Annotated in this window: 16 protein-coding genes and 4 tRNA genes; 11 read left to right on the top strand and 9 right to left on the bottom strand. The window is 60.4% G+C overall.

Translation table 11 applies throughout. The features are described 5' to 3' along the window. Nucleotides 1-124: 124 nt before the first annotated feature. The 8 genes from rluD to J3P82_RS22145 all read left to right on the top strand — a co-directional run bounded on the left by rluD (nt 125) and on the right by J3P82_RS22145 (nt 6987). On the top strand, nt 125-1087 hold the full coding sequence (rluD, locus tag J3P82_RS22180) for a 23S rRNA pseudouridine(1911/1915/1917) synthase RluD (RefSeq protein WP_434558683.1): 963 nt from the start codon (nt 125-127) through the stop codon (nt 1085-1087). Further along, complete coding sequence (pgeF, locus tag J3P82_RS22175; protein ID WP_434558682.1) at nt 1084-1809, top strand: peptidoglycan editing factor PgeF; 726 nt, start codon at nt 1084-1086, stop codon at nt 1807-1809. The genes rluD and pgeF overlap by 4 nt, the downstream gene beginning before the upstream one ends. Nucleotides 1810-1939: 130 nt before the next feature. After that, complete coding sequence (clpB, locus tag J3P82_RS22170; RefSeq protein WP_434558681.1) at nt 1940-4504, top strand: ATP-dependent chaperone ClpB; 2565 nt, start codon at nt 1940-1942, stop codon at nt 4502-4504. 299 nt (nt 4505-4803) lie between these two features. Beyond that, nucleotides 4804-4879 (top strand) — tRNA-Asn (locus J3P82_RS22165). Between the two features lie 7 nt (nt 4880-4886). Next, a tRNA-Pro gene (locus J3P82_RS22160) sits at nt 4887-4963 on the top strand. Nucleotides 4964-4968: 5 nt separating this feature from the next. Further along, nucleotides 4969-5044 (top strand) — tRNA-Lys (locus J3P82_RS22155). Between the two features lie 95 nt (nt 5045-5139). After that, nucleotides 5140-5216 (top strand) — tRNA-Pro (locus J3P82_RS22150). Between the two features lie 145 nt (nt 5217-5361). Then, nucleotides 5362-6987 carry a methyl-accepting chemotaxis protein gene (locus J3P82_RS22145; protein WP_434558680.1) on the top strand — a complete coding sequence of 542 codons (1626 nt, stop codon included), beginning with the start codon at nt 5362-5364 and terminating at the stop codon, nt 6985-6987. Between the two features lie 70 nt (nt 6988-7057). On the opposite strand, the gene J3P82_RS22140 is transcribed toward J3P82_RS22145, so the two are convergent. Genes J3P82_RS22140 through J3P82_RS22125 form a run of 4 tightly spaced genes read right to left on the bottom strand, consistent with a single transcriptional unit; the run spans nt 7058 to nt 9793 of the window. Continuing rightward, the gene (locus J3P82_RS22140; protein ID WP_434558679.1) at nt 7058-8356 is read right to left on the bottom strand and encodes an NAD(P)/FAD-dependent oxidoreductase; all 1299 of its coding nucleotides are present in this window, start codon (nt 8354-8356) and stop codon (nt 7058-7060) included. Nucleotides 8357-8416: 60 nt separating this feature from the next. Beyond that, a complete protein-coding gene (locus J3P82_RS22135) occupies nt 8417-8590 on the bottom strand; it encodes a DUF3094 family protein (RefSeq protein ID WP_039593877.1) in 174 nt (57 codons plus the stop codon). A 52-nt stretch (nt 8591-8642) separates the two neighbouring features. Then, the gene (locus tag J3P82_RS22130; RefSeq protein WP_434558678.1) at nt 8643-9170 is read right to left on the bottom strand and encodes an MOSC domain-containing protein; all 528 of its coding nucleotides are present in this window, start codon (nt 9168-9170) and stop codon (nt 8643-8645) included. Continuing rightward, on the bottom strand, nt 9167-9793 hold the full coding sequence (locus tag J3P82_RS22125) for a DUF1780 domain-containing protein (protein ID WP_003185538.1): 627 nt from the start codon (nt 9791-9793) through the stop codon (nt 9167-9169). Before J3P82_RS22125 ends, J3P82_RS22130 begins: the two co-directional genes overlap by 4 nt. Before the next feature lie 143 nt (nt 9794-9936). Between J3P82_RS22125 and J3P82_RS22120 the strand changes: the two genes are divergently transcribed. Then, nucleotides 9937-10623 carry an energy-coupling factor ABC transporter permease gene (locus tag J3P82_RS22120; protein ID WP_434558677.1) on the top strand — a complete coding sequence of 229 codons (687 nt, stop codon included), beginning with the start codon at nt 9937-9939 and terminating at the stop codon, nt 10621-10623. A 46-nt stretch (nt 10624-10669) separates the two neighbouring features. Here J3P82_RS22120 and yacG read toward each other — a convergent pair whose 3' ends face one another. Genes yacG through pilB form a run of 5 tightly spaced genes read right to left on the bottom strand, consistent with a single transcriptional unit; the run spans nt 10670 to nt 15287 of the window. Further along, nucleotides 10670-10876, bottom strand: a complete 207-nt coding sequence (yacG, locus tag J3P82_RS22115; protein ID WP_434558676.1) for a DNA gyrase inhibitor YacG — start codon at nt 10874-10876, stop codon at nt 10670-10672. Next, nucleotides 10873-11496, bottom strand: coding sequence for a dephospho-CoA kinase (gene coaE, locus J3P82_RS22110; RefSeq protein WP_434558675.1), 624 nt, complete (start codon nt 11494-11496; stop codon nt 10873-10875). The genes yacG and coaE overlap by 4 nt, the downstream gene beginning before the upstream one ends. After that, nucleotides 11496-12365 carry a prepilin peptidase gene (locus J3P82_RS22105; protein ID WP_434558674.1) on the bottom strand — a complete coding sequence of 290 codons (870 nt, stop codon included), beginning with the start codon at nt 12363-12365 and terminating at the stop codon, nt 11496-11498. The genes coaE and J3P82_RS22105 overlap by 1 nt, the downstream gene beginning before the upstream one ends. A gap of 1 nt (nt 12366) precedes the next feature. Then, on the bottom strand, nt 12367-13584 hold the full coding sequence (locus J3P82_RS22100; RefSeq protein ID WP_434558673.1) for a type II secretion system F family protein: 1218 nt from the start codon (nt 13582-13584) through the stop codon (nt 12367-12369). A 2-nt stretch (nt 13585-13586) separates the two neighbouring features. Further along, on the bottom strand, nt 13587-15287 hold the full coding sequence (gene pilB / locus J3P82_RS22095; RefSeq protein WP_434558672.1) for a type IV-A pilus assembly ATPase PilB: 1701 nt from the start codon (nt 15285-15287) through the stop codon (nt 13587-13589). 224 nt (nt 15288-15511) lie between these two features. On the opposite strand from pilB, the gene J3P82_RS22090 reads away from it, so the two are divergent. Together J3P82_RS22090 and J3P82_RS22085 are read left to right on the top strand one after the other, a co-directional pair. After that, nucleotides 15512-15919, top strand: coding sequence for a pilin (locus tag J3P82_RS22090; RefSeq protein ID WP_434558671.1), 408 nt, complete (start codon nt 15512-15514; stop codon nt 15917-15919). A gap of 266 nt (nt 15920-16185) precedes the next feature. Beyond that, a complete protein-coding gene (locus J3P82_RS22085; RefSeq protein WP_434558670.1) occupies nt 16186-16539 on the top strand; it encodes a BON domain-containing protein in 354 nt (117 codons plus the stop codon). The last annotated feature ends 166 nt before the right edge of the window (nt 16540-16705 follow it).

Genomic DNA, 16705 nt, shown 5'->3' with positions numbered 1-16705 from the left:
CTGTCTTGGGCGGGGCCGTCCTGTTATGATGAGCGCCCCGTTGAAAGCCTCGGGGCAAAAGACGCCGTATTTAACCACAAGCGCGCAGCCGAAACCAAAGGCTGTGCCGACGCCCAGTCCGAGCATGTCCGATAAAATAGAACTTCGCGCAGAGGTGCCGTCCGAATTGGGCGGCCAACGCCTCGATCAAGTCGCCGCCCAACTCTTCGCAGAGCACTCGCGCTCGCGCCTTTCCGCCTGGATCAAGGACGGTCGCCTGACGGTGGACGGCGCGGTGATCCGCCCGCGGGACATTGTCCACGGTGGTGCCATCCTCGAACTCACCGCCGAACAGGAGGCCCAGGGAGAATGGGTCGCCCAGGACATCGCCCTGGACATCGTCTATGAAGACGATGACATCCTGGTGATCAACAAGCCTGCCGGCCTGGTGGTCCATCCGGCGGCCGGTCATGCCGATGGCACCCTGCTCAACGCCTTGCTGCACCACGTGCCGGACATCATCAATGTGCCACGCGCCGGTATCGTGCATCGCCTTGACAAGGACACCACCGGCCTGATGGTGGTGGCCAAGACCCTCCAGGCGCAGACACAGCTGGTCACACAGTTGCAGAGTCGCAGTGTCAGCCGCATTTACGAATGCATCGTCATCGGGGTTGTCACCGCCGGTGGCAAGATCAACGCCCCGATCGGTCGTCACGGCCAGCAGCGTCAACGCATGGCGGTGATGGAGGGCGGTAAGCAGGCGGTCAGTCATTACCGCGTGCTGGAGCGTTTTCGTTCCCACACGCATGTGCGGGTCAAGCTGGAAACCGGTCGTACCCACCAAATTCGTGTGCACATGGCCCACATCAACTTCCCGCTGGTGGGCGACCCGGCTTATGGCGGTCGTTTCCGCATTCCGCCGGCCGCCAACCAGACCATGGTCGAATCGCTGAAGAATTTCCCGCGCCAGGCGCTGCACGCGCGTTTCCTGGAGCTGGATCACCCGACGACCGGCAAGCGCATGAGCTGGGAGTCGCCGTTGCCGGATGACTTCGTCTGGCTGCTGACGTTGCTCAAGCAGGACCGCGAGGCGTTCATCGGATGAATGACTGGCTGACACCCGACTGGCCCGCGCCGGCCTGGGTCAAGGCCTGCGTCACCACCCGTGAGGGCGGCGTCAGCCTGGCGCCGTTCGACAGCCTCAACCTGGGCGATCATGTCGGCGATGAGCCTGCGGCTGTCGCCGAGAACCGTCGCCGCCTCACTGATCGCTTCGCCATGCGTCCTGCCTGGTTGCAGCAAGTCCACGGCACCGACGTGGTCGAGGCTGATCCGGCCCAGGTCGTCACCGCCGATGCCAGTTGGACCGCCACGCCGGGCATCGCCTGCACCTCAATGACGGCCGACTGCCTGCCCGTATTGTTCTGCGATCGCGCCGGTACCCGGGTCGCGGCGGCTCATGCCGGTTGGCGCGGGTTGGCGAACGGTGTGCTGGAAGCCACCCTTGATTGCCTTGCAGGGCCCGCCGATGAAATCCTCGCCTGGCTCGGCCCGGCCATCGGTCCGCAAGCCTTCGAAGTCGGACCGGAGGTGCGTGACGCTTTCATCGCGCACCTGCCCAAAGCAGAGCAAGCCTTCACGCCCAGTCACAACGCCGGCAAGGTCCTGGCGGATATCTACGCGCTGGCACGACTGCGCCTGGCGGTACGTGGCGTAACGGCCGTGTACGGTGGCGGCTTGTGCACCGTGACGGACCCACGCTTCTTTTCCTACCGCCGCAACGCCCGTACCGGTCGCTTCGCTTCCCTGATCTGGCTCGAACGCTAGACTCCCCTGATCTGTATCAACAGCGCACTGCTTGAATCCTCCAGAATCGACCACATCTATAGCGGTATCTGGCAGGTTTCTTCATTCAGGACGTTTCAAAGGTCCGGCCTGCTCAAAAGGAAGGTGACCCATGCGTATTGATCGTTTAACCAGCAAATTACAGTTGGCCCTCTCCGACGCCCAGTCCTTGGCCGTCGGCCTGGACCATCCCGGTATCGAACCGGCGCACTTGATGCAAGCCATGCTCGAGCAGCAAGGCGGTTCGATCAAGCCGCTGTTGATGCAGGTGGGCTTTGACGTCAGCAGCCTGCGCAAAGAGCTGGCCAAAGAACTCGACCAATTGCCAAAAATCCAGAATCCGACCGGTGACGTGAACATGTCCCAGGATCTGGCGCGGCTGCTCAACCAGGCCGACAGGTTGGCCCAGCAGAAAGGTGACCAGTTCATCTCCAGCGAGTTGGTGCTGCTTGCCGCGATGGACGAGAACAGCAAGCTCGGCAAGTTGCTGCTCGGCCAGGGCGTGAGCAAGAAAGCCCTGGAAAACGCCATCAACAACCTGCGTGGCGGTGGTGCGGTCAATGACCCCAACCACGAGGAGGCACGCCAGGCGCTGGACAAATACACCGTCGACCTGACCAAACGCGCCGAAGAGGGCAAGCTCGACCCGGTGATTGGCCGTGACGATGAAATTCGCCGCACCATTCAGGTCCTGCAACGCCGCACCAAGAACAACCCGGTGCTGATCGGCGAGCCAGGCGTGGGCAAGACTGCCATCGCCGAGGGCCTGGCCCAGCGCATCATCAACGGTGAAGTGCCCGATGGACTACGGGGCAAGCGCTTGTTGTCCCTGGACATGGGCGCGCTGATCGCCGGCGCCAAGTACCGCGGCGAATTCGAGGAGCGGCTTAAATCCCTGCTCAATGAACTGTCGAAGCAGGAAGGGCAGATCATCCTGTTCATCGACGAGTTGCATACCATGGTCGGTGCCGGCAAGGGCGAAGGCTCGATGGACGCGGGCAACATGCTCAAGCCTGCGCTGGCTCGCGGCGAGCTGCATTGCGTCGGCGCGACCACGCTCAACGAGTACCGCCAGTACATCGAGAAAGACGCTGCTTTGGAGCGGCGCTTCCAGAAAGTGCTGGTGGAAGAGCCAAGTGAAGAAGACACCATCGCTATCTTGCGCGGCCTTAAAGAGCGCTACGAGGTTCACCACAAGGTGGCGATCACCGATGGCGCGATCATCGCGGCGGCCAAGCTCAGTCACCGCTACATCACCGACCGGCAATTGCCGGACAAGGCCATCGACTTGATCGACGAGGCCGCCAGCCGCATCCGCATGGAGATCGACTCCAAGCCCGAGGTGCTGGACCGCCTGGAGCGACGCCTGATCCAACTCAAGGTCGAGTCCCAGGCGCTGAAGAAAGAAAGCGACGAGGCAGCGAAAAAGCGCCTGGAAAAACTGCAGGAAGAAATCGTCCGGCACGAGCGTGAATACTCCGATCTCGAAGAGATCTGGAATTCGGAAAAGGCCGAAGTCCAGGGCTCGGCGCAAATCCAGCAGAAGATCGAGCAGTCTCGCCAGGAACTGGAAGCGGCCCGGCGCAAAGGCGATCTCAACCGCATGGCCGAGCTGCAGTACGGGGTGATCCCGGACCTGGAGCGCAGCCTGCAAATGGTCGACCAGCACGGCAAGAGCGAAAACCAGTTGCTGCGCAGCAAAGTCACCGAGGAGGAAATCGCCGAAGTGGTCTCCAAGTGGACCGGCATTCCGGTCTCGAAGATGCTCGAAGGCGAGCGCGACAAGCTGCTGAAGATGGAAAGCCTGCTGCACCAACGCGTGATCGGCCAGGAAGAGGCAGTGGTGGCGGTGTCCAACGCCGTCCGACGTTCCCGTGCCGGGTTGTCGGACCCTAACCGCCCGAGCGGCTCGTTCATGTTCCTCGGTCCGACCGGTGTGGGTAAGACCGAGCTGTGCAAGGCCCTGGCCGAATTCCTCTTCGATACCGAGGAAGCCATGGTGCGCATCGATATGTCCGAGTTCATGGAGAAACACTCCGTGGCCCGGCTGATCGGTGCTCCGCCGGGATATGTCGGCTATGAAGAAGGTGGCTACCTGACCGAGGCTGTGCGGCGCAAACCGTATTCGGTGATCCTGCTCGACGAGGTCGAGAAGGCTCACCCGGACGTGTTCAACATTCTGTTGCAGGTGCTTGAGGACGGTCGCTTGACGGACAGCCACGGGCGGACGGTGGACTTTCGCAACACGGTGATTGTGATGACTTCCAACCTGGGCTCGGCGCAGATCCAGGAACTGGTCGGGGATCGCGAGGCGCAACGTGCTGCGGTGATGGATGCGATTTCCACGCACTTCCGGCCGGAGTTCATCAACCGGGTCGACGAAGTGGTGATCTTTGAGCCGCTGGCTCGGGATCAGATCGCCGGCATCACCGAGATCCAATTGGGTCGCCTGCGCACCCGCCTCACTGAGCGCGAGCTGAAGCTGCAACTGAGCGATGAGGCATTGGACAAGCTGATCGCCGTGGGTTACGACCCGGTCTACGGCGCACGGCCGCTGAAGCGGGCGATCCAGCGCTGGATCGAAAACCCGTTGGCGCAGTTGATCCTGTCCGGTCGCTTCATGCCGGGCGAAACCGTAACCGGCACCGTGGAAAACGACGAAATCGTTTTCAACTGACAACCGCAACAGCCTGTGATTGGAATGGCCTCGTCTTGCGAGGCCATTTTTTTCATCAGGCCGTTGAACTCAAAGGAAAAGGCTTGTAAAGTGCGCCCCGCAGTACGTCACCCCGAGGGCAACTTCTCGTTGAGAAGGAAGCCAAAATAAGTTGCAAATCATTGTCTTGAAAGCAATTTAAAGGGTTGACAGAGGTTTTGAAGATTGTAGAATAGCGCGCCTCAGACACACGAACGCAGCGATGCAGACGGGTCGAAGAGGTTGAAGCTAGCTTCAATGCAGTAACTTGAAATATCAGTTCCGTGATAGCTCAGTCGGTAGAGCAAATGACTGTTAATCATTGGGTCCCAGGTTCGAGTCCTGGTCACGGAGCCATTTCAATCGGGGTATAGCGCAGTCCGGTAGCGCGCCTGCTTTGGGAGCAGGATGTCAGGAGTTCGAATCCCCTTACCCCGACCATATTTGGGTCGTTAGCTCAGTTGGTAGAGCAGTTGGCTTTTAACCAATTGGTCGTAGGTTCGAATCCCACACGACCCACCATTTTTGAAACCAGCTTCGCTGGAATCGAATCTTAAGATCAGAGGCCAAAAGCGCTGATCGAAGAAGGCGACTTGCGAAGGTCGCCTTTTTTTTACCGGGGTATAGCGCAGTCCGGTAGCGCGCCTGCTTTGGGAGCAGGATGTCAGGAGTTCGAATCCCCTTACCCCGACCATATTGAAAATCCTCGTATCGAAAGATACGGGGATTTTTTTTGTCTGCGAAAAAGCGGATTGGCTTAAGTCGTCGTACAACCCGCCGATAACTGACAGACAGGGGCATGGCCCCACTTCAGGCCAACAATAAAAAAGGCACTCCCTATGGTTCTTCGTCAGTTGAATATCGCCCCCCGTGCCGCGTTGGGCTTTGCCTTGATCGCCGTGCTGGTGGCGTTGCTCGGGGTGTTCGCGCTAGGGCAGATGTCGAGTATTCGTGACAGCGAAGTCGCGGTGGAAACCCAATGGCTGCCGAGCATTCGCGGCGGTGACGAGATTCGCGAGTGGATGTTGCGAATTCGCACCATTTCCCTGCGCATGGCCCTCGACCAGGACCCCAAGAACATTCCGGTGTATCGCGGGCAGATGGACACGCGCGACAAGGAGCTGAGCGAAAAAATCGCTGCCTACGAAAAACTCGTCGTGACGCCTGAAGGCAAAGCCCTCTACGACCAGTTCAAGCAGACTTTTGCCGCTTACCGTGCAGGTATCGCGCAATCCTTCACCTTGGCAGAGCAGGGGCGCCGGGACGATCTGATCAAGCTGCTGCTGGTGGACATGAAGACCGTCGTGGACGGTTCCGGCAAGCAGCTCAATGATCTGGCCGAGCTTTTCTCCAAGCAGGTTTCCATCGAGAGCCACAAATCCCAAGAGCACTATGCCAAATCGCGGATGATTGTCAGCCTGTTTGTCGTGCTGGCCGCCCTCGCCACGGTGGCCTTGGCCATGTTGCTGACGCGCAGCATCGTCAAGCCCCTGGGCGAAGCGTTGAGTGCGGCGGAGAGCGTTGCCCGAGGTGACCTGACCCGGCCGATCGAGACCCATGGCAACGACGAGGTAAGCCGCTTGCTCAAGGCGCTGGCGACGATGCAGCGCAACCTGCGTGAGACCCTGCAGGGCATCAGCGGCTCAGCCTCTCAACTGGCCACCGCGGCCGATCAGCTGAACGCCGTCACCCTCGACAGCACTCAAAGCCTGCAGCAACAGAACAATGAAATCGAACAAGCCGCCACTGCCGTCACCGAGATGACCACCGCTGTCGAGGAAGTGGCGCGCAATGCGGTATCCACCTCCGATGCCACGCGTGAGTCCAGTGAGTCGGCTTCCCTTGGGCAACAACGGGTCAGCGATACGGTCGATGCCATCGGCGCCTTGGCCAACGATGTGCAGGTGACCGGCGGCTTGGTGCAGTCCTTGGCCAACCAGTCGCAGGATATCGGCAAGGTACTGGACGTGATCCGCGCCATCGCCGAGCAAACCAACCTGCTGGCCCTCAACGCGGCCATCGAAGCCGCCCGTGCGGGCGAGAGCGGGCGCGGGTTTGCGGTGGTGGCTGACGAAGTTCGTGCGCTGGCTTATCGTACGCAGCAATCGACCCAGGAAATCGAGCAGATGGTCCAAGGCATGCGCAGCGGGGCGACCCAGGCGCTGGATTCCATGCAGGCGAGCTCCACGCGCGCTGCCAGCACCTTGGCGATGGCGGAGCGGGCGGGGGAAGCGCTGCAGACGATCACGGTGTCGGTCAATGAAATCCACGAGCGCAACCTGGTGATCGCCAGCGCCGCCGAAGAGCAGGCGCAAGTGGCCCGCGAGGTGGATCGCAACCTGGTCAATATTCGTGATTTGTCGGTGCGCTCGGCCACCGGTGCGGACCAGACCAGTGCGTCCAGCCATGAGTTGTCGCAACTGGCGAACTCGTTGCGCACGATGGTGCAGCGGTTTCAGGTTTGATCGGGCGTTGTTCCCACGCAGCGCGATGATCGCTCCCACGCAGAGCGTGGGAACGATTGTCAGTAAGGCCTTAGTGCAACTTCAGCCGAGGCTCGGTCCCGCGCCCGATCTTGCTGCCGAGCATCAGCATCGCCGTGCGGAACATGCCGTACAGCGCCATCTGGTGCATGCGGTAGAGCGACACGTAGAACATCCGCGCCAGCCAGCCTTCGAGCATCACGCTGCCGGTGAGGTTGCCCATCAGGTTGCCGACCGCCGAGAAACGCGACAGCGAGATCAGCGAGCCATAGTCGGTGTATTTGTAGTGAGGCAGGGCCTTGCCCTCGATCCGCAGCTTCAGGGATTTGGCTAGCAGCGAGGCTTGCTGATGCGCGGCCTGGGCGCGGGGTGGGACGTTGCGGTCGCTATCGGGTTGCGGGCAGGCGGCGCAATCGCCGAAGGCGAAGATGCTTTCGTCGCGGGTGGTCTGGAGCGTAGGCAGCACTTGCAGCTGATTGATCCGGTTGGTTTCCAGCCCGTCGATGTCCTTGAGGAAGTCCGGCGCGCGGATCCCGGCGGCCCAGACTTTCAAGCTCGCGTCGATCACCTTGCCATCCGCAGTGATCAGGCTGTCGGCGGTCACCTGGCTGACGGCAGCGTTGGTCAAGACCTTCACCCCGAGTTTTTCCAGGGTCTTGTGCACCGGCCCACCGATCCGCTCCGGCAGTGCCGGCAGGACCCGGGGCCCGGCCTCGATCAGGGTGATTTGCATGTTTTCCGGTTTGATCCGGTCCAAGCCGTAAGCGTGCAATTCATGGGCGGCGTTGTGCAGTTCCGCCGCCAGCTCGACGCCGGTAGCGCCCGCCCCGACAATCGCAACGCTGATGCGCTCGACAATGTCGGTCTGCCCCGCATGGGCGCGTAAATAGTGGTGGAGGAGTTGCTGATGGAAACGCTCGGCCTGTTTGCGGGTATCAAGGAACAGGCAATGCTGCGCCGCGCCCTCGGTGCCGAAATCGTTGGTGGTGCTGCCGACAGCGATCACCAGTGTGTCGTAGCCCAGCTCCCGGGCCGGCAGCAGCTCCAGGCCTGCTTCGTCATAAGTCGCGGCCAGCTGTATGCGCTTGCGCTCGCGATCCAGGCCGCTCATGCGCCCCAGTTGGAACTCGAAGTGGTTCCATTTTGCCTGGGCAACGTAGTTGAGCTCGTCTTCGGAAGAGTTCAGGGACCCGGCGGCCACTTCATGCAACAGCGGTTTCCAGATGTGGGTCAGGTTCGCGTCGACCAGCATTACGCTGGCCGTACCGCGCTTGCCCAGAGTCTTACCCAGACGGGTAGCCAACTCCAGACCGCCGGCGCCGCCGCCAACGATGACAATACGATGAGTCATGGGGATATCTCGCAAGGCTAAAGGAATTCAGTGCCGTTACCTGCGCGAGCATCAATCGGCTCATAGCGTCAGGTAACTGATCAGTCGGCTCAACAGGCCCAGGCCAATCGTGATGGCCAGTACCACCACCAGGAGCATCCACGGCCGGAAAGGCCGGCGCTCGACTCGGTGCTGGGACAGTTGCAGGTACTCTTCGACATGCTTCTGGTCATCTGGGTTCAGGCGGCTGGTCATAAAGGCCTCGTCAGGTAGACGTTGCGGAATGTGAAGACGTTACAGCGTCCGGCTATCCGGCATTGAAAGCAGCATAGCCGCTCGCTGGGACGGGCTCGACGAGAAGGCTGTCATCCAGGCGAATGATTCCACTTTTTAACACCCGGGCGGTGATTCCGCCATGGCCGCGTACCGCCTGGAACGTGCCTTCGCCCAGGTTCCGCTCCAATCGGGCGCAGGGCTGGCACCAGCCGGTGGTTTCGAAGATGGACTGGCCGATGCGAAAGCGTCGTCCCTTGAGGCTGAACAGATTGATGCCACTGACCACAATGTTGCGTCGCAGCTCGTGGGGCAGCACCGGTTGTTCCTCGGAGCGGCCCATCAGCGAGCTGATCACCGCCAGATGTTCCCATTGGATCAACGTCACTTGCCGCGCATTGCGCACGCCGGGCCGGGCATGATCGCCGGTCAGTCCAGCCTCCAGGCGGGCTTCCACGGCGTCGAGGACGATCATCGGCGCATGCCCCTCAGGGCGCACGCCAATCCAGCGCACGCGGCCCTGTTGCGGCACGGTGGCGATCAGCTCCTGCAGCGGGCTCACAGGCTGATCCCGACGTCGAAGACGATACTGCGGCCCAGATTGCCCCGCAGGAAATCCGGCGCGTCGGGATGAGCGAACAACACCCGGGCAAACGTCGGCCCTACCAAAGACAGCGAACGCCAGCCTTGGCGCAGGTATTCGGTGGGCGGTGGAAAGTGGCTGTTGAGGTCCAGCACTTCGCGCTTGAGGCTGGCGAAGGCGATGATGTCCAGTTCCCCCAAGTCCATGCCGCGCTCGGTGTAGTTATGGGCTTTCTTGCGCAAGGTCGGTGCCAGTCTCAGCAGGAATTCGTTGGCCGGGATGCGCCGGGGCTTGGCTTCACGGCGCACCAGTTGGCTCAGGGAAAAGGCGCTGCGGCGACGTTGCAACTCGTCGCGCCATTCATCGTTGAGGCGCCGGCCTTCATCGAGCACAAAAAACACCTCGAAATTGGCATCGCGAAACAACACGTCGGGTGGTTCCCCGGCGGGCGCGAACTCATCGGCGCGATAAGGCACGTTCAGCCCTTGCAACAGGCGCTGGCAGACCCAACGCTCACGCTCCCATTTGCGGGCATTGGAGAGAAAGGCGTTGGCTTGCTCAGCCGCGATGGTCAGCAAGCGTAAATAATCGGAATCATCCATGGGCCCTAGCTTAGCGTTCAATTGCGACAAGCCCAAAGCGTTGCGTTGATAAATGGCGGTCGGGTGGGGTGTAGACTGCCGGCTTGAATCTCAGGCTCATGACGGGGTCTTTTGATGCAAGGGCAAGTCAAAGGAGTCGCTCGATGATCAGTGCCCAATTGCTCTCGACCCAGACCCTGGCGGCCGGCTGGCTGGTTTATGTGCCGGTTTTGGTCTGGGCCGTACTGCGGGCGCCGTGGGTCGAGTTGTTTACCGACAGCCGTCGCCAGCATTTGCTGTTCGGCACGGTGTTCGCGTTGTTCATGCTGTGGCTGGTACGCCGCGACTTCGACACGGGTGTCTCGTATCACTTCATCGGCATGACCGCCGTGACCCTGCTGCTGGACTGGCCGCTGGCGATCCTCGGCGGACTCCTGGCCCAGCTCGCGTTGGTGCTGCTGGGGCGTCAGGACATGGCGGCGGTGGGGATCAATGGCGCGTTGCTGGTCTTGCTGCCGGTGCTGATCACTGAATGCTGCGCGATCCTGGTGGAGCGTGCCCAACCGCGCAATCTGTTCGTGTACATCTTTTGTTCGGGGTTCCTCGCAGCTGCGCTTTCGGCCTTGATATGCCTGCTGGTGGGGCTCGGCCTGTTGTGGCACGATGGCCTGTTCGCGATGCCTTACTGGCTGGAAGATTTCATCGGCTACCTCTGGTTGATTATTTTCCCCGAGGCCTTCATCAACGGCATGGTGATCAGCGCACTGGTGGTATTCAGTCCCGAATGGCTGGAGACCTTCAACCGCACGCGCTACCTGTCGGCTCCCTGGAATGACGACGACAAGCCTTGATTCACGTCAAGGCTGCACCGTCTGCCGCCCTCATGCTGTGGAACAACTAGTGATGGGAGCGAGGATTGAAGTCTTCGCTGAACAGCTCATCTTCGGCGTCCGGGGCAACCGGAATCTTGTGCTCTTCCGACGCCCAGGCGCCCAGGTCGATCAGCTTGCAACGATCGGAACAGAACGGCCGGAATTTATTCTCTGGGCTCCATTCCACGGGGGCGCCACAAGTTGGGCAGTCAACGGTTGGGGCTTGGCTCATGATTGGCCTCCACGCAAAGTCAGGTAAAAGTGATGCAGGCGCTCGACCTCGCTGTGCAGCCAGGCGAGGTCGCGGTCGTTGACCAACACGTCGTTGGCATGGCTCAGGCGGTCCTGGCGGCTGGATTGGGCCTTGAGGATCGCCTGGACCTGCTGCTCGCTGGTCTGGTCACGCTGCAAGGTGCGCTCGATCTGCAATTGCTCCGGCGCATCGATCACCAAGATCCGCTGGGTCATGGCGTACTGGCCTGACTCGATCAGCAGCGGCGAGACCAGGACCGCGTACGACGATTGTGCCTGGGCCAGATGATGGGCGATTTCCTCGGCAATCAAAGGGTGCAGCAGCGCCTCGAGCCAGCGGCGCTCCTCGGCATTTTCGAAGATCAGTTTGCGCAGCGCCGCGCGGTCCAGCGTGCCGTCTGCCTGCAATACGCCAGGGCCGAAGTGCTTGGCGATTTTTGCCAGCGCCGGGCGCCCGGGTTCGACGACCCAGCGCGCCGCATGGTCGGCGTCGATAACGTGTACGCCCAGGTCGATGAAATGCTCGGCCGCCGCGCTCTTGCCGCTGCCGATGCCACCGGTCAGGCCGAGAATCCAGGGTTTTTGTGCAGAGCTGTTCATTAGAAACCGACTGACTGCCAATAGAAGTCGGTTATTTGACCACCCCAGAGCAAGGCAATCCAGCCGGCAATTGCCAGATAGGGGCCGAAGGGTATCTGTGGCGACGTTGGCGCGTTGCGCAGGCGCAGCACAATGACCCCGATAACCGCGCCCACCAGCGAAGACAAGAGCAGCGTCAGCGGCAGGATTTGCCAGCCTCCCCAGGCCCCCAGCATCGCCAGCAATTTGAAATCGCCGTAGCCCATGCCTTCCTTGCCAGTGATCAATTTGAAGACCCAGAACACCGACCACAGGACCAGGTAACCGGCCACTGCGCCCCACAACGCCTGGTTCAGCGAAACGAACAGCCCGAAGCTGTTGGCGATCAAGCCCAGCCACAACAGCGGCAGTACCAGCGAATCGGGCAGCAGTTTATGTTCGGCGTCGATCAGGCTCATGGACAGCAGGCCCCAGCCCAGCACCATCACCATCGCGGCCTGCCAACCGAAGCCGAAGTGCCAGGCGACGAACGCCGACAAGACGCCGCAGGCCAATTCTGTCAACGGATAGCGTTTGCCGATGGGCGTGGCGCAACTGGAACAGCGGCCGCGCAACATCAGGTAGCTCAACAGCGGGATATTTTCCCAAGCCCGGATGCGATGGCCGCAGTGGGGACATTGGGAATGGGGCAGGATCAGGTTATAGGTCGGGCCGGGGGCTTCGGCAGGAAGTCCAAGGAGATCATGGGCCTGCAGGCGCCATTCGCGATCAAGCATCTTGGGCAGGCGCCACACCAGGACGTTGAGGAAACTGCCGATGACCAGCCCGAGCAACAGGGCTGTCAGCACGAAGGCTGCGGGGTAAAGCATGAAGAATTCGCTCAGGGGCATGTCAGATCGCAGAGCCGAGTTGGAAGATGGGCATGTACATCGCGACCACCAGGCCACCGACGACCACCCCCAGGACCACCATGATGAAGGGTTCCATCAGGCTGGTGAGGTTGTCCACCAGATTATCCACTTCCGCTTCATAAAAACTCGCCACTTTGTCGAGCATGTCGTCCAGCGCACCGGATTCTTCGCCGATGGCGGTCATCTGGATCGCCAGGTTCGGGAAGATCCCGGAAGTACGCATGGAAAAATTCAGCTGCATGCCGGTCGAAACGTCTAGCCGGATGCGTTGCACCGCGCGTTTGAATACCACGTTGCCGGTGGCGCCCGAGACCGAGTCGAGGGCTTCCACCAGCGGTACGCCGGCCGCGAAGGTGGTCGAAAGCGTGCGGGCATAGCGGGCCACGGCGGACTTGTACATTAACGTGCCGATCAACGGGAGCTTGAGCAGCCATTTGTCTCGCCAGTCACGAAACGCTTGGGAGCGCCTGAGGGCGTATTTCACCCCGAAGAATGTCCCCACCGCTCCGCCAAGCAACATCCACCACCACTCTTGCATGAATTCCGACAGGCCGATGACCATCAGCGTGAAGGCCGGCAGTTCGGCGCCGAAGCCGGAGAACACCGATTCGAACTGCGGCACCACCTTGATCAGCAGAATGCTCGTGACCACGGCCGCGACGAGGATCACCGCCGCGGGGTAGGTCATGGCTTTCTTGATCTTGGCCTTGAGGGCTTCGCTCTTTTCCTTGTAGGTCGCGACTCGGTCCAGCAACGTGTCCAGGGCGCCGGCCTGCTCGCCGGCATCCACCAGGTTGCAGTACAAGTCGTCGAAATATTGTGGGCACTTGCGCAGCGAGGCGGCGAAGCTGTTGCCGGCGGCGACCTCCTGCTTCACCTCATCCACCAGCTTGCGCATGTTGGCGTTGTCGAAACCTTCGCCAATGATGTCGAACGCCTGCAGCAGGGGCACGCCGGCCTTGAGCATCGTCGCCATCTGCCGCGTGAAGAGGGCGATGTCCAGCGGCTTGATGCGCTTGCCCTTGCTGAATATCGACGTGGACTTCTTGCGCACCTTGCCCGGATTGATGCCCTGTTTGCGTAGCTGCGCCTTGACCAGCGCCGGGCTCTGGCCGGTCAGTTCGCCGGACATCTTCGTGCCTTTGCGGTCCTTGCCTTCCCACGTATAGACGTCGGTTTTTACTGCCTTGACCGCCATGTTCAATCCTTGGTAACCCGGTTGATTTCTTCGAGGCTGGTGATGCCTTGCATCACTTTGGCCAGCCCCGAGGTGCGCAAGTCATTGAAGCCGTCCTTGCGCATCTGCAGGTCGATTTCCAGGGAGTTGCCTTCGGCCATGATCAACCGTTGCAATTCCGGCGTGTTCTTCACCACTTCGTAGACCCCCAGGCGACCTTTGTAGCCGTTGTTGCACTGTTCGCAACCGACCGGCTCATAGATCGTGAATGAGCCGATGCGTTCCCGCGGGAATCCTTCCTTGAGCAGGGTTTCCTCGGGAACGTCGATGGCTCGTTTGCAATGGACGCAGAGCTTGCGCGCGAGGCGCTGGGCAATAATCAGGTGCACCGCCGTGGCGATGTTGAAGCCGGGGATGCCCATGTTCTGCAAGCGGACCAGGGTTTCGGCGGCGCTGTTGGTATGCAATGTGGAGAGCACCAAGTGCCCGGTCTGCGCCGCCTTGATGGCGATTTCGGCGGTTTCCAGGTCGCGGATCTCGCCGACCATGATCACGTCCGGGTCCTGGCGCAGGAACGAGCGCAGGGCATGGGCAAAGTCCAGCCCCTGGCGCGGGTTGACGTTGACCTGGTTGATACCTTCCATGTTGATTTCCACCGGGTCCTCGGCCGTGGAAATATTGATGTCCACGGTGTTGAGGATGTTCAAGCCGGTATAGAGCGAAACGGTCTTGCCCGAGCCGGTCGGCCCGGTCACCAGGATCAGGCCTTGCGGCTGCTTGAGGGCCGCCATGTACAGGTCTTTCTGTTCCGGTTCGTAGCCCAAGGCATCGATGCCCATTTGCGCGCTGGAGGGGTCGAGGATCCGGATCACCACTTTTTCGCCCCAGAGCGTGGGGAGCGTGTTGACCCGGAAGTCGATGGACTTGGTTTTCGACAGGCGCATCTTCAACCGGCCGTCCTGGGGTTTGCGTCGTTCGGAAATATCCAGGCTGGCCATGACCTTGAGGCGCGCGGCGATGCGGTTGGCCAACTGAATGGGCGGCTTGGCGACCTCGCGGAGCATGCCGTCGGTGCGCACCCGCACCCGGTAGCTTTTTTCATAAGGCTCGAAGTGCAGGTCGGAAGAACCACCCTTGATCGCGTCCAGCAGCATTTTGTTGACGAAGCGCACCACCGGCGCGTCGTCGCCGTCCTGGCCGGCGATGGCGTCCTGCTTGCGGTCGTCGATCGATTCGATGTCCAGGCCGTCGAGGTCGACATCCCCCATGCCTTCCAGGCCGGTGCTGCTGGATTCGAAGAACTTCTCGATGGCATCGCTGAGCTTGTCGTCCTCCACCAGGATGGCTTCGGTGGTCAGGCCGGTGCTGAACTGGATGTCATTGATGGCTTGGTGATTGGTCGGGTCGGAAATACCTACAAATAGCTTGTTGCCGCGCCGCCACAACGGCAGGGCGTGATGCTGGCGCACCAGTTTCTCGCTGACCAGTCCGGCGGGCTGGGTGTCCTTGTCCAGGCTGTTGAGGTCGAGCAGGGCGATGCCGAAATGCTCCGAAGCGATTTCTGCTACCTGGCGGCTCTGGACGAGTTTGTTCTGCACCAGGTAACTGACCAGGGGCAGGCGATTGCGCTGGGCCTGTTGATAGGCCTGCTGGGCACTTTGTTCGGTGATCAGTTCGGCCAGCACCAATTGCTTGGCCAGGCCACTGAGGGCGATGTCATTCATGGGGATACCGGACGCGGGCTGTTCATGTCTTATAGCCTAGTCAAGCGTGAGCGCCTAACCAGCACGCAAGGATGACAAAAAACGTCAGATAGTGCGGTTGTTGAGGTAGGACGTTGCCGTTGTGCGGGTCCAACCCCCTTTAATGATGGGGCTTGAGGGTTGGCATGTGCCCTGCAATGGCGGTTTCAGGTCATGAGATTTCGACTCATGCATGGGAGATGTCTATGAGTAAGCAAAAGGGCTTTACGCTGATCGAGCTGCTGATCGTCGTGGCGATCATCGGCATTCTGGCGACGTTTGCGTTGCCGCAATATTCCAGGTACCAAGCGAGGGCGAAGGCTACCGCCGGGCTGGGGGAAATCTCGGCACTGAAGGTAGCGTACGAGGATCAAATGAATCAGGGAGTTACTCCAACGTTGGCCCTCATGAACGCTCCGACTACAACCAGCAACTGCACGATTTCGGTAACAGGCACGGCTACGACGGCAGGCTCTATCGTTTGTTCCCTCCTGAACGCCCCTGCCTCAATAGCGGGTAGGACGATCACCCTCAGCCGCGATGTGAACGGCGCCTGGACATGCGCATCCACCGCACCCAGGGAGTTCCTGCCGACCTCGTGCCCTGGCACCTAATACTCGGGCGGCGAGGGGGCCCGCTCCCTCACCGTGCAAACCCTTCTTGATTGATCAGCTTGGCGGCAAGGCAGGATCGGCATGTTGCATGTTGAAAAAGGGAGGCTCATGCAATTTGCATGATTCCGAATTTTGCCGCTTCGCTTAACTGATTGAGTTATAAGGAATTAAACAATTTTTTAAAACTGGCACAACCTTCGCACTACTCCTGACAACCTGCCGAGATGCACTTGCGGCAGTTTCTGAGAAAAACAGGAGTTACTCGTATGAAGAAGTTCGCTATCACTGCCGCTGCTGCCACTGCACTGACCCTGTCCATGGCTAGCGCTTTCGCCGAGACCACTCAAGCTACTCAGGCCCCGATGATGCTGGCTGCGGGCGAAGTGACAGAGGCTAAGGAAGACGTTTCCGATACCTGGATCACCACCAAGGTCAAAGCTGACCTGGTTACCGAAAAAGGCATTCCAGGCAGCGACATCAAAGTCGAAACCAACAAAGGTGTTGTGTCCCTATCTTCGATGACCAAAGTCACTGACGCACAAAAAGACACCGCTGTGGCAATCACCAAGAAAATCAAAGGCGTCAAGGCCGTATCGGCTGACGGCCTGAAAGCCGAGTAAGGCTAAGGCTTCTCGCCTGGACTGGGAGAAGGCACGGCAAGCGGGCTGAGATATACGTTTGCCGTTGCTTTGGAGTTCATGCGAAAGGCCACACGGACGTGGCCATTACAGGCCCCCGGCATTCGTGCCGGGGGCCTGTTCTATTCTGGGACGGGTAAAGGTGCAT

The organism is Pseudomonas sp. Z4-20 (assembly GCF_051131955.1).
Lineage (GTDB): Bacteria > Pseudomonadota > Gammaproteobacteria > Pseudomonadales > Pseudomonadaceae > Aquipseudomonas > Aquipseudomonas marvdashtae.
This window is presented reverse-complemented; position numbering and strand designations above follow the sequence as displayed.

What these genes read in the sequence shown, in the direction of transcription:
- pgeF (WP_434558682.1), top strand. Translation starts at nt 1,084, where the DNA reads ATGAATGACTGGCTGACACCCGACTGGCCCGCGCCGGCCTGGGTCAAG.
- J3P82_RS22140 (WP_434558679.1), bottom strand. Translation starts at nt 8,356, where the DNA reads ATGACTCATCGTATTGTCATCGTTGGCGGCGGCGCCGGCGGTCTGGAG.
- J3P82_RS22105 (WP_434558674.1), bottom strand. Translation starts at nt 12,365, where the DNA reads ATGCCCCTGAGCGAATTCTTCATGCTTTACCCCGCAGCCTTCGTGCTG.
- J3P82_RS22085 (WP_434558670.1), top strand. Translation starts at nt 16,186, where the DNA reads ATGAAGAAGTTCGCTATCACTGCCGCTGCTGCCACTGCACTGACCCTG.
- J3P82_RS22145 (WP_434558680.1), top strand. Translation starts at nt 5,362, where the DNA reads ATGGTTCTTCGTCAGTTGAATATCGCCCCCCGTGCCGCGTTGGGCTTT.
- coaE (WP_434558675.1), bottom strand. Translation starts at nt 11,496, where the DNA reads ATGAACAGCTCTGCACAAAAACCCTGGATTCTCGGCCTGACCGGTGGC.
- J3P82_RS22125 (WP_003185538.1), bottom strand. Translation starts at nt 9,793, where the DNA reads ATGGATGATTCCGATTATTTACGCTTGCTGACCATCGCGGCTGAGCAA.
- yacG (WP_434558676.1), bottom strand. Translation starts at nt 10,876, where the DNA reads ATGAGCCAAGCCCCAACCGTTGACTGCCCAACTTGTGGCGCCCCCGTG.
- J3P82_RS22135 (WP_039593877.1), bottom strand. Translation starts at nt 8,590, where the DNA reads ATGACCAGCCGCCTGAACCCAGATGACCAGAAGCATGTCGAAGAGTAC.
- J3P82_RS22090 (WP_434558671.1), top strand. Translation starts at nt 15,512, where the DNA reads ATGAGTAAGCAAAAGGGCTTTACGCTGATCGAGCTGCTGATCGTCGTG.
- pilB (WP_434558672.1), bottom strand. Translation starts at nt 15,287, where the DNA reads ATGAATGACATCGCCCTCAGTGGCCTGGCCAAGCAATTGGTGCTGGCC.
- J3P82_RS22120 (WP_434558677.1), top strand. Translation starts at nt 9,937, where the DNA reads ATGATCAGTGCCCAATTGCTCTCGACCCAGACCCTGGCGGCCGGCTGG.
- J3P82_RS22100 (WP_434558673.1), bottom strand. Translation starts at nt 13,584, where the DNA reads ATGGCGGTCAAGGCAGTAAAAACCGACGTCTATACGTGGGAAGGCAAG.
- clpB (WP_434558681.1), top strand. Translation starts at nt 1,940, where the DNA reads ATGCGTATTGATCGTTTAACCAGCAAATTACAGTTGGCCCTCTCCGAC.
- rluD (WP_434558683.1), top strand. Translation starts at nt 125, where the DNA reads ATGTCCGATAAAATAGAACTTCGCGCAGAGGTGCCGTCCGAATTGGGC.